The organism is Paraburkholderia lebeckiae (assembly GCF_050436325.1).
Classification (GTDB): domain Bacteria; phylum Pseudomonadota; class Gammaproteobacteria; order Burkholderiales; family Burkholderiaceae; genus Paraburkholderia; species Paraburkholderia tuberum.
In genome coordinates this window covers 2425684-2437271 of sequence record NZ_JBNDLZ010000002.1, presented here as the reverse complement: position 1 = coordinate 2437271, position 11588 = coordinate 2425684, and the positions used below count along the sequence as shown (strand labels likewise).

At 61.8% G+C, this 11588-nt stretch carries 12 protein-coding genes; 10 read left to right on the top strand and 2 right to left on the bottom strand.

The genetic code is table 11. From position 1 onward, the window contains the following. The gene (locus tag OKW44_RS14435; protein WP_018423692.1) at positions 1-678 is read right to left on the bottom strand and encodes a response regulator; all 678 of its coding nucleotides are present in this window, start codon (positions 676-678) and stop codon (positions 1-3) included. 280 nt (positions 679-958) lie between these two features. Between OKW44_RS14435 and OKW44_RS14430 the strand changes: the two genes are divergently transcribed. The 8 genes from OKW44_RS14430 (at position 959) to OKW44_RS14395 (ending at position 8792) form a co-directional block, all read left to right on the top strand. Further along, entirely contained in the window at positions 959-1978 is a 1020-nt protein-coding gene (locus OKW44_RS14430) for an ABC transporter substrate-binding protein (RefSeq protein ID WP_018423693.1), read from the top strand. 39 nt (positions 1979-2017) lie between these two features. Further along, the gene (locus OKW44_RS14425; RefSeq protein ID WP_026226392.1) at positions 2018-2812 is read left to right on the top strand and encodes an ABC transporter ATP-binding protein; all 795 of its coding nucleotides are present in this window, start codon (positions 2018-2020) and stop codon (positions 2810-2812) included. A gap of 16 nt (positions 2813-2828) precedes the next feature. Continuing rightward, positions 2829-3692 carry an ABC transporter permease gene (locus OKW44_RS14420; RefSeq protein ID WP_026226393.1) on the top strand — a complete coding sequence of 288 codons (864 nt, stop codon included), beginning with the start codon at positions 2829-2831 and terminating at the stop codon, positions 3690-3692. A gap of 286 nt (positions 3693-3978) precedes the next feature. Further along, complete coding sequence (locus tag OKW44_RS14415) at positions 3979-5454, top strand: tetratricopeptide repeat protein (RefSeq protein ID WP_018423696.1); 1476 nt, start codon at positions 3979-3981, stop codon at positions 5452-5454. A gap of 54 nt (positions 5455-5508) precedes the next feature. Then, positions 5509-5991: a glycoside hydrolase family 108 protein gene (locus OKW44_RS14410; RefSeq protein ID WP_018423697.1), complete on the top strand. Its 483-nt coding sequence runs from the start codon at positions 5509-5511 to the stop codon at positions 5989-5991. Then, the gene (locus OKW44_RS14405) at positions 5991-6683 is read left to right on the top strand and encodes a hypothetical protein (protein ID WP_018423698.1); all 693 of its coding nucleotides are present in this window, start codon (positions 5991-5993) and stop codon (positions 6681-6683) included. The genes OKW44_RS14410 and OKW44_RS14405 overlap by 1 nt, the downstream gene beginning before the upstream one ends. A 150-nt stretch (positions 6684-6833) precedes the next feature. Further along, a complete protein-coding gene (locus OKW44_RS14400; RefSeq protein ID WP_018423699.1) occupies positions 6834-8378 on the top strand; it encodes an alkaline phosphatase family protein in 1545 nt (514 codons plus the stop codon). Between the two features lie 108 nt (positions 8379-8486). Further along, positions 8487-8792 carry a hypothetical protein gene (locus OKW44_RS14395; protein WP_018423700.1) on the top strand — a complete coding sequence of 102 codons (306 nt, stop codon included), beginning with the start codon at positions 8487-8489 and terminating at the stop codon, positions 8790-8792. 111 nt (positions 8793-8903) lie between these two features. Here OKW44_RS14395 and OKW44_RS14390 read toward each other — a convergent pair whose 3' ends face one another. Next, on the bottom strand, positions 8904-9683 hold the full coding sequence (locus OKW44_RS14390; protein WP_018423701.1) for an SDR family NAD(P)-dependent oxidoreductase: 780 nt from the start codon (positions 9681-9683) through the stop codon (positions 8904-8906). Between the two features lie 142 nt (positions 9684-9825). On the opposite strand from OKW44_RS14390, the gene OKW44_RS14385 reads away from it, so the two are divergent. Both OKW44_RS14385 and OKW44_RS14380 read left to right on the top strand, forming a co-directional pair. Then, entirely contained in the window at positions 9826-10722 is an 897-nt protein-coding gene (locus OKW44_RS14385) for an AraC family transcriptional regulator (RefSeq protein WP_018423702.1), read from the top strand. A gap of 460 nt (positions 10723-11182) precedes the next feature. After that, a complete protein-coding gene (locus tag OKW44_RS14380; protein WP_018423703.1) occupies positions 11183-11497 on the top strand; it encodes a DUF4148 domain-containing protein in 315 nt (104 codons plus the stop codon). Positions 11498-11588 lie beyond the last annotated feature (91 nt).

The window sequence follows — 11588 nt, the reverse complement described above, 5'->3', positions numbered from 1 at the left end:
TTACTGGTCGTCTTCCCGCTTGCGCAGCAGATAGCCGAGCCCGCGCAGCGTGACGATCGCGGCCGAGCTGCCATCGAGCTTCTTGCGCAGACGCGAAATGTAGATCTCGACCGCGTCCTCGCTCGGCTCGTCGGCCAGCGTGAAGATCGCATCGACGAGCGCCGGCTTCGTCACCGTCTTGCCGAGGCGCAGGATCAGCGCTTCGAGCACCGAACGCTCGCGCGGCGTCACGTTCAGCGGCGCGCCCTTCAGCGTGAACTGGCGCGTGTCGATGTCGAACGACAGATCGCCGCACACCACCTCGCCCGCTTTCGACGGCGACTGCCGCCGAATCGCCACCTTGATGCGCGCGATCAGCTCGCGCACTTCGAACGGCTTCACCAGATAGTCGTCGGCGCCGGCGCCGAGCAGCTCCACCTTCTCGTCGATCGAGCCGCTCGCGGTGAGGATCAGCACCGGCGTCGCGTCGCCACGCTGACGCAGCCGGCGCAGCACGTTCTTGCCCGACAGCTTCGGCAGGTTCAGGTCGAGCAGGATCACGTCGTAGTGATTGGTGCGCAGCAGGCGGTCGGCTTCATCGCCGTCCTGCACGGCGTCGAGCGCGAAGGCTTCCTGCTCCAGCATCTTCGCGAGCCAGTGCGCAAGCGTGGGGTTGTCTTCGATCAGCAGCAGCTTCATGGCGGCAACGGCAAAAGTCAGGTCGTCGATTGTGCCTTAAAACCAGGGGCCTGCGCGCATACCGTGTGGTTCGCCGCATACGTCCAGTGCCCGCCGCGAGCGCAGTGCCGATCCGCGCGCAAATTTCGGCGCTTTTTCGGCGCATTTTCGGGTTAACACCCATGTTTTGCGCCAAACCCCGAAAGCTGGCAGAAGGTTTTGCATTTCTATAATCGCCCCCATTGACCCAGAAAAGCGCCGCGCACCACGGTCGCGGCGACCCACCAAAGGAGACTGCTTCATGCGTACCTTGCGCCAGATTGCCGCTGTATCAGGAGTTGCGTTCGCCCTTGCCGCCGCTTCGGCCGCCGCTCACGCCGAGAAGATAACGATCATGGTCGGCGGCGCCACCAAGATCATCTATCTGCCGGCCAAGCTCACCGAGCAGCTCGGTTACTTCAAGGACGAAGGCCTCGACGTCGAGATCCTGTCGCAGCCGGCCGGCGTCGATGCGGAGAACGAACTGCTCGCGGGCGCGGTGCAAGGCGTGGTCGGCTTCTACGATCATACGATCGACCTGCAGAGCAAGGGCAAGGAAGTGCAGGCGCTCGTCGTCTTCGGCCAGGTGCCGGGCGAAGTCGAAATGGTCTCGACGAAGGCGGCCGATTCGCTGAAGAGCATGGCCGACGTCAAAGGCAAGACGCTCGGGGTGACCGGCCTCGGTTCATCGACCAGCTTCCTCACGCAGTACCTCGCGCAGCGCGCGGGCGTGCCGTCGACGCAATACACGATGTTGCCGGTCGGCGCGGACAACAGCTTCATCGCCGCCGTCAAGCAAGGCCGCATCGACGCCGGCATGACCACCGAGCCGACCGTCTCGCAACTGCTGAAGACCGGCGACGCGAAGGTGCTGGTCGACATGCGCAACGTGGACGGCACGCGCGCCGCGCTCGGCGGCACCTACCCCGCTTCGAGCTTCTACGTGCAGCGCGCGTGGGCCGAAGCGCACAAGGACGAGGCCGCGAAGCTCTCGCATGCGTTCGCGAAGACGCTGAACTACATCGCGACGCATAGCGCCGAGGACATCGCCGCGCAGATGCCGAAGGACTACTACGGCAACAACAAGGACCTGTACGTGAACGCGCTGAAGGCGTCGCTGCCGATGTTCACGAAGGACGGCAAGATGCCCGCCGACGGCCCGGATACGGTGCTGAAGGTGCTGTCCGCATTCAATCCGTCGGTGAAGGGCAAGCATATCGATCTCGCCAAGACCTATACCAACGACTACGTGTCGGCGCCGGTCAAGACCGCGTCGAAGTAACGCTTCTTTCATATTCACAGAACTGCGAGGCACCCGCCGATGAATCAACCTATGTCACGCGAGACGCCAGCGATCGAAATGCGCAAAGTGTCGTGCCGTTTCATTTCCCCGGACGGCAAGGCCACGATCGCGCTGCGCGACTTCAGCATGTCGGTGGCACGCGGCGAATTCGTCGCGGTGGTCGGCCCGACCGGCTGCGGCAAGTCCACTACGCTCAGCATGATCACCGGCTTGCTGAAGCCGACCACCGGCGAAGTGCGCGTGATGGGCGCGCCGGTGGACGGCATCGATCCGCGCATTGGTTTCGTGTTTCAGGCCGATGCGGTGTTCCCGTGGCGCTCGGTGCTCGACAACGTCGCGGCGGGTCCGCTGTATCGCGGCCGCTCGAAATCGGCCGCTTACGACGAAGCGAACGAATGGCTGCGCCGCGTGGGCCTCGACAAGTTCGGCAAGCATTATCCGCATCAACTGTCCGGCGGCATGCGCAAGCGCGTCGCGCTTGCGCAGACCTTCATCAACAAGCCGGAAATCCTGCTGATGGACGAGCCGTTCTCGGCGCTCGACATGCAGACGCGCACATTGATGCAGGACGAGTTGCTGCAATTGTGGGGCGGCGCCGGCTCGGTCGTGTTCGTCACGCACGACCTCGAAGAAGCGATTGCGCTCGCCGACCGCGTGTTCGTGCTAACTGCCCGCCCCGCCACGCTGAAGAAAGTCTACGAAATCGATCTGCCGCGACCGCGCGTCACATCGGAGGTCCGCTACGACTCACGCTTCATCGAAATTTCGCGCGATATCTGGCATGACCTGCGCGAAGAAGTGCAGATCGGTTAATCAAGGAACGGCAAACATGTCTACAACCTCTCAACAGATGATGCCCACGGGCATCGACGCCGCGTCGCTCGCTCACGTCGAGCGTATTGCGCAGAAGAAGATCCGCCAGCGCCAGGTTCTGGTGATTTCGCTGCGCATTCTCCTGCTCGTGGTCGTGCTCGGCGGCTGGGAACTGTCCGCGCGCCTGAAGTGGATCGATCCTTTCTTCTTCTCGATGCCGACCGAGATCTTCGCTCAGATCGTCGACTGGTTCGTGAACGGTACGTCGCAAGGGCCGCTGCTCACGCAGGTGTGGGTCACGCTCGAGGAAACGGGGCTCGGCTTCATCATCGGTTCGATCGGGGGCATCTTCTGCGGCATCGTGCTCGGCCGCAACAAGCTGCTCTCCGACGTGTTCAGCCTCTACATCAAGATCGCCAACTCGATCCCGCGCGTCGTGCTCGGCTCGGTGTTCGTGATCGCGCTCGGGCTCGGCATGGCATCGAAAGTCGCGCTCGCGGTCGTGATGGTGTTTTTCGTCGTGTTCGCCAACGCGTTCCAGGGCGTGCGCGAAGCGGATCGCTACATGATCGCGAATGCGCAGATTCTCGGCGCGTCGCGCCGTCAGGTGACGACCTCGGTCGTGATTCCGTCGGCGCTCAGCTGGATTCTCGCGAGCCTGCACGTGAGCTTCGGCTTCGCGCTGGTCGGCGCGGTGGTCGGCGAGTTTCTCGGCTCGAAGCAGGGCATCGGTTTGCTGATCTCCACCGCGCAGGGCGCGTTCAATGCCGCCGGCGTGTTCGCGGCGATGATCGTGCTGGCGGTGGTCGCGCTTGCCGCCGACTACCTGCTGACCGCGGTGGAGAATCGATTGTTGAAGTGGCGGCCGAGTTCGGTTTAAACCACGGCAGCGCAGAGTCCACAAACAGTAGTTCGCTTCACCGATGCCGCTCAGTCTTCTGGACTGAGCGGCATTTTTATTTGCTAACGCACATTCTGTCTCTCGCCAGCAAACTGTTTTTCGCAATACGTTGGCCACGTCGCAACACTTCTTTCTTTCAATTCCCCACCAGAAGGCCAACATCCGGCTGCCAGCCCGTTCCATGCGCGATGGCACGTTCGATGCATACCCACCGCGCAAGTCAGGCGATCGCCAACATCGATCGCCGATCGAAGCGAGGTGAGTCATGTCGAGTGCACAGAGTCAACGCCGGTCAACCAACGGGTACGACGGCCCGTTCATGCGCGCCAACACCGCGAATCGTCGCGATCGTCATCATTCGAGCGGATTCGTGCTGTTCGGCTTGCACATCTTCGGCGTGATCGGCCGCGGACCGAAACGCCTCTGGCCGTATGTCCTGCCCTGGTTGTTCATCTTACTGACGATCGGTTCCATCTGCCTTGTCGTGCGCGGCGTGCTCGCGCGTCAATTGCTGGTACCGCCGGTGGAGACACCGCAAACGTTGACCGAGCGCGGCTATACGGCGAACTTTCTCGCCGAGCGGATCATGTCGGCGATGAAGGAAATCGGCCAGGATGCCGAATCGATTCCGCACGACACGATGACCAGCAACGACGCGCAACAGGACATCCAGATTCCGGGTCAGGAAATGTCGTATGCGACGACGGTGCGCTTCATCAAAGGCGTGCTCAAGCGCGACGATGTCGCCGTGCACATCGGCATCACGAAAACGAATAGCAGCGCGGATTCATACGTCGCGCACGTGCAGATAGAACACGGACCGTTCAACGGCCGCGAAAGCACGGTGCCGTTCGAAGGGCGCGACCTCGAAAAGCTCGTGCACGACATCGCAGTCACGGCGATGCGCCTCGCCGAACCTAACATCCTCGCCAGTCATCTGTACACGCAGGTGCAAAAGACCAAATGCTCGCTCGCGCAATGCGACTATCGCGAGATCGTCGGGATCTATGACGAAGTCCTCGCGTTGCCCTCCTCCGAGCAAGCCCAATGGGCAGTCGCGGGCAAGGCGTGGTTGCTCGACAGTCAGCAGCGCTCGAGAGAAGCCGAGCAACAGATCCGTGAAGCATTGACCCAATACAAGCACTCGGCGGTGCTGCGCGCGGGTCTCGGCATTGCGCTCGAACAGCAGAACCGCATCGACGATGCGCTAAAGGAACTGCGGGCCGGCGCGAAGGAAAAGTCGCGCACCGCTGAAAACCTGCGACTGCTCGGCGACGTGCTGTTGCATTCGAACAAGCACGATCGCGAAGCACTCGCAGCATTCAGGCAGGCCGCCGAGATGAACCCCGACTCCGTCGACACGCTGCACGACTGGGCCGAGGCGCTCGTCAAAACCGGCCACGACGACGAAGCGATCGACAAGCTGTCGCACGCCGTCGCGTTGCGTCCCGATCTCGCGCCGTCCTATGTGGAATGGGGCCACGCGCTGGAACACAAAGGCGCGCTGCGCGAGGCCGCGCGCAAGTATGCACAGGCATTGCAGCTCGACGCCGGCACGTTGTCGGCGCGCGAACGCGAGCTGGCGCTCTCGACGGACGCATCGCCCGACGAAGCCGACACCCGGACATCGAGGCCTGACCTGCGCGTCAAGCCCGTTTCGAATCCCATGACGTCGTACCCGCTTCGGGCATCGCTCGATACGGTACGCGACGCCGTAGGACGGGCGATGCGAGCGGCCTGAGCCGCGCGCATTCGCCATTTGAGTTGGTAACACAGCCGAACAGGAGACAGTTCGATGGACAGCTTCGAAGATGCATTCAAAGCCTTGATTGGAAACGAAGGCGGGTACAGTTTCAATCCAGCCGATCCAGGCGGCGAAACGATGTGGGGTGTGACAGCGCGCGTCGCGCGCAGTGAGGGCTATAACGGCGCGATGAAAGACCTTCCGCTCGATACCGCCCATCAGATCGCCAAGCGCAGGTACTGGGACCCGTTGCATCTCGACGAACTCGATCCGCGCGTGGCTTTCCAGATTTTCGATGCGAACTACAACGGCGGCCTCGTCGTGCTGTGGATGCAGAAAGCATCTGGCGCCAGGGAAGACGGCAAGTTCGGCCCCGACACGCTCGATGCGGTCAAGAACGCCGATCCGATGAAGTTCGTGATGCGCTTCGCCGCGTATCGTCTGCGGTACCTGCGGAACCTGCATTCGTGGCCGAATTTTAGCCGCGGCTGGACCGAACGCATGGCAGCCAATCTTCTCCTGGGAGCAGCATGATGGACTGGTCTAAAGTAGCGAAAAATATCAACAGCACCGCCCCGCTTCTCGCCGGGCTCGTAGGGGGGCCGGTCGGCCTCGGCGTGACCGCTGCGGCCGCGATCATCTCGCACGCGCTCGGCACGCCGAGCGACCCGGCCTTCGTGGAACCCGCGTTGAACGACCCCGGCGCACTCGAAAAACTTCGCCAGGCCGAAGGCGCGAATTCGCTGCAATTGCAGCAGTTGATGGTGACGGCCGCGCAGTCGAGCCTCGCGCACGACGCCGACATGGCCCGCATCGCCACGAGCGACACCGCGAACGCACGGGCGATGGGTGTCGCCAATCGCGACTGGGTCCCGAAAGTGCTCGCGATGGCGGTCACCACCGGCTTCTTCGGCATTTTGCTGCTGATGGCGTTCCAGCCTTTGCCGGGTACCAACAAGGATCTCGTCAACGTGATCGTCGGCGCGTTGGGAACCGCGTGGATCAGCATCATCGGCTATTACTTCGGCACGTCGGTCGGCTCGATGCGCAAGACCGAGCTGCTCGCGAAGCCGAGCGTGCCGATCACGGCAGATAGCGCCTTGACGTTGCGCGAACCGGCGTCGCAGTCGGGATCGCATGCACCGGCGGCAGCCGCGCCGTCCGGCGACCACTTCCCATCGTTCGCGCCGGGCGGGCAAGGTCCAATCTTCTCGGGCGGTAGTTGAGTCGATGCTACGTTAAGCGAGTCATGCATGCGACGAGGTACATTGACCGTCGCGTGCATGTCCGCATCAAAGCAGGGCACTTTCGCCGCCGCGCGTTTTGCGCTAAGTTGGCAACGCGAAGTCCATCCCGTCCCGAGTGGAGCGATAAAGATGAGTGACGTCGAGCAGAACACGCAGAGCGATCCGATCGAACACGTCGTGCTGCTGCTGATGGAGAATCATTCGTTCGACCAGATGCTCGGCTGCCTCGACGCCGTGCACGACGAACTGGACGGCGTACGCAACGCGGCCGGCAAATCGAACGCCGACGGTCAAGGCCACACCTTCTATCCGCGTGAAACGCGCGAGCGGCAGATGAAGCAAGATCCGAATCACGAGCACAAGGCCGTGATGGAACAGATCGCCGCCGACAACAGCGGTTTCGTGCGTACGTTCGTGAACGACTACCCGAAGAGTAGCCTCGCCGCGCGACAAGACGTGATGGGCTATTACCCGCTCGGCTTTCTGCCCGCGCTGCACACGCTCGGTACGCAATTCACCGTGTGCGACCGGTGGTTCTCGTCATTGCCGGGGCCGACGTGGCCCAACCGTTTTTTCGCGCTGACGGGTACGTCGAAAGGCGAGATCGAAATGCCTTCGGGACTCGACGGGCTCAATCCGCACTGGTACACCGAACAGGATCAGGACACGATTTTCGATCGGTTGAACGCCGCGCGAAAAACATGGAGCGTCTATTTCTACGACTTCCCCGCCTCGTTGCTGCTGAAGAACCAGCGACGCGCGGAAAACCTCGCGAATTACCGCTCTTTCGATAAATTCTTCGAGGACGCGGCGGGACCCGCCAGTCAGTTTCCGCAATTCGTACTGATCGAGCCGAAGTACTTCGGCGAAGCGCAGAACGACGATCATCCGCCGCACAACATCATGAAGGCAGAGAAGCTGATCGCGGATACCTACAATGCGCTGCGCTCGAATCAGGCGCTGTGGGAGCACACGTTACTGGTGGTCCTCTACGATGAGCACGGCGGTTTCTACGACCACGTGTCGCCGCCGGCCGACGCGGTCGCACCCGACGACCATACCGCGAGCTTCGATTTCAAACAACTCGGCGTGCGTGTTCCCGCCATCCTGGTGTCACCGTGGTGCGAAGCTGGCGTGTGCAACGAACGATTCGATCATTGCAGCCTGCTGAAGTACCTGTGCGACAAGTGGCAAATGCCACCGCTTGGCAAGCGCGCCGAGGCGTCCGCGAATCTCGGTGTGGCGATTCGCCGGGGCGGCGGCGCGCGCACCGATACGCCGCCGTTTATTCGCGTGTCCAATCAATCGCTGATTGCGCAGCACGTCGAACTGGAGCGCAAATCGTCGAATGGCAATCAGCACGGCCTGCATCATTTCGCCGACTATCTGCACGCGGAACTGGACCGGCTCGCCGCCGAGGCGGTCGAGGCGGCTGCGCAACTGGCGCGCACCGGCAACGCATGGGTGCGCTTCAAGAGCGCGTTGGGCTCGCTGATGATGAGTCTCGGCCAGTGGCTCAGCCAGGACTTCTACGACGCACGCGACCAACGCGATGCACGCACGAGCCAGGCGTTCACGCGCTTGCGGCAATCGGTCCGTGAGGCGACGCCGGGCATCGCGCGAAACGATGCGGCAGAAACGGCCTCGTCCGTCAATCCGGTCTCGGAGAAATAGCACGCCGCAAAGCGGTGGTAGTGCGGAACGTTGCCGGATGCCAGAGTTCGTGAAATCGGGGACCTTGGATTTCTTCGACTATTCCAATAGTCTTGACGCAGTGGCCGGTTGGCAGTGACGGTATCAGTGAAGCGGACGGTGAATCGTGCCACGGAAACCGAGAATTTCGGTTCGGGACCGCCGCAGCGCAGCGCCGCCGGCTATTTTCCCGGCGACAAGCGACATGGCGCGGACAACGGCCATGAACGGCCCCTCGTCCGCTACGTCGTCGAGACATTCCAATGGCTGCATCACTACACAAGCGGTCACCGGGTTGGCGGTGGGCTGTATCACCCGGACGCGCGGGGCCATAACCTTTTTCGACGCCTGCGCATCCGCTTCGAACGCCTTGCATTTATTCACGAGGCCTTCTGAAAATGGCCGGATGCGTCATCTGATAGCTAAACCGAACACAACAATCTCGGGGTGAACTGTCAGAACCGCCGCTGCACTGAAGCGGCGCATCGACGCCTTTGCAAACGGACGTCATATCTGGATTCCGCCCGCTACTTCGATCCGCTGTGCGTTGACCCATCCGAACTCGTCCGAGAGAAGTGCCGCGACCACCGGCCCCACATCGGTCGGCAACCCTACGCGGCCAAGCGCTGTGTGGTCCGCGACGGCTTTGTTGACCTGTGGATTGTCACGCACGATGCCGCCGCTAAAGTCGGTCGCTATCGCGCCCGGCGCGACGACGTTCACGGTGATCCGGCGCGGCCCGAGTTCGAGCGCCATGTAACGCGTCAGTGCTTCGACGGCCGCTTTCATCGGGCCGTAGATGGTCCGCCCTGGAAACGCGAAGCGGGCGAGGCCCGACGAGATATTGACGATGCGTCCCCCGTCGCTGATCAACGGCAGAAGCTTTTGGGTAAGCAGGAACGGCGCCTTGAAATGGACCGCGAACTGTGCGTCGAGCTCGGCTTCAGTGCCCGCTTCCAGGGTTGACGCGGAAGACGTGCCAGCATTGTTCACGAGATAGTCGAAGCGCTTCGCACCCAAGCTATCGAGTGCTTCTCGCACTCGCGTGACGAAAGCGTCGAACGTGGCGGCTTTATCTGCGCTGAACTGCAGCGCAATCGCCTTCGCACCCGCCTCGGTCACGAGTGCTCGGACGTCATCGGCTTCGGCCTGATTGGCGTTGTACGTGAAGATCGAGTTGACGCCGCGGGCGGCAAGCCGCAGTACCGTATCGCGGCCGATGCCTCGGCTACCGCCGGTAACGATCGCAATGTTCGAACCTGCGCGTTGAGCGTTCGCTGTTGTCATCTGACACCTCCTGTTGGCTGGGATACGTTTGATTGTCCGCTCCCGTTCTTGCCGTGAGAATGTCCGAACCTGCCGAGTTATTGCCTGATCCTGCTCGGTTATCCTATGATGTACCAACCTCATTCTTATCATACCGTTCAGCATGCCCAGCAGACTTGCCGCCGCCCTGCTTCGCTACACCGACAGATGTCCGGGCACGAGCCCGTACGCGACACCGCTCGAAGGCGTGTTCATTCTTCGCTCAGATCAGCCGAAACCGCCGACGTTGCGCTCCGCGAGTCCCGCCTTGTGCATCGTCGCTCAAGGCGCGAAGTGGGCAAGTTTTGGCGGCGCACGGTTGGAATATCGGGCGGGTCAGGCGCTGGTCGTCGGCGTCCAAACGCCGTCCCGGGGGCAAGTGTTCGAGGCCAGCCCGGACAAACCTTGCCTGGTTCTGCTTTTGCAGCTGGATCTGTCGATGATCCGTGCGGTCGCCAATGACATGCCGACTGCCCCAGTGCCGTCGGGCGATGCAAGCTGCGGCGTGTTCGTCGCCAATTTCGACGGGCCTTTGATGGATTGTGCACTGCGCATCGTGCATCTGCTCGATACGCCCGATGCCGCCGCCGTCCTCCAGCCCATGATCATGCGTGAGATCGGCTACTGGCTCCTTGCGGGAACAAACGGCCCCAAAGTTGCGAAGCTCGCGTCGATCCAGAGCCCTTCGCACAAGCTCGCGCGCGCGGTAGACAACGTGAGGGCGAATTATGCGCAACCCATGAGAGTGGAAGACCTTGCCAGAATCGCGCAGCTCAGCGAGTCGGCGTTTCATCGGCAGTTCAAAGCGCTCACCGGCTTGCCGCCGTTGCAATACCAGAAGCAATTGCGCTTGCTGGAAGCTCGCAGACTGCTGCTGTCGCAGTCCATGAGCGTGCAGGCCGCCGCATTCGAAGTCGGCTACGAAAGTCCGTCGCAGTTCAGCCGCGAATATGCGCGGATGTTCGGCGCTCCGCCAAAAAGGCAGTTGGCACATTTGAAGACGATTGGCGAGGCCGCATAGGCCGCGCGTCCAGCGGACCGCCTTAAATTGCCGCGCAACGTCGCGGCCGCAGGACAGGGTCCGCCCGAAATTCGCCGACTGCTGATGACGCTGGGAAGGGCACGACCAACCGACCGTTGCTATTGCTTAAGAGACATTCGGCCTATCACGTGTCGAATGGCCGGGTCGATTTGACGCAATCGCGGACCACCTTACTCCCGTAAGGGATGTCGACCGCCCGGATCAATCACGAACTGTGGCAGCAGTCATTCACCGACCTCGCATAGTTTCCATTTCCTGCGACACCGGACACCCGTCTACGCGTTAACCCTAAACGTTCCGTCGTTTTATATCAATTTCCGCAACAAACATTACCTATCTCACGACTTACTCTATCAAGTTCGCCAAATTACAATGCAATCACTGACTACGAACAAGCAAGTTCGCAGCAAGATAAAACCCTGAACTGGAGGTAAGTATCATGAAATCGCTGATTCAAGCCGTTGTCATCGCCGTCGCTGTCGCCGCTCCGGTCGCCGCGTTCGCGCAAGCCAACCAGCCCGTGACCCGCGCTCAAGTGCGCGCCGAGCTGATCCAACTGGAAGAGGCCGGCTATCAACCTGGTCACGCCGACCCGCACTACCCGGCTGACATCCAGGCTGCGCAAGCCCGCGTCGATGCGCAAAACGGCGTCGGTCAAACCGCTACCGGCTTTGGTGGTGCGGTGAGCGGTACGTCGCAAACGAGCCATGCGGCTCCGACGAGTGGCCCGAAGTCGGTCTACTTCGGTCAGTAAGCGGTAGGTGGCAGGCGGTTCGTCAAGCGCAGCTGTGTGGCCACGAAGCCCTACGGCGAAACGAACCGCGAGCACTTCCAAATAGCGCGTC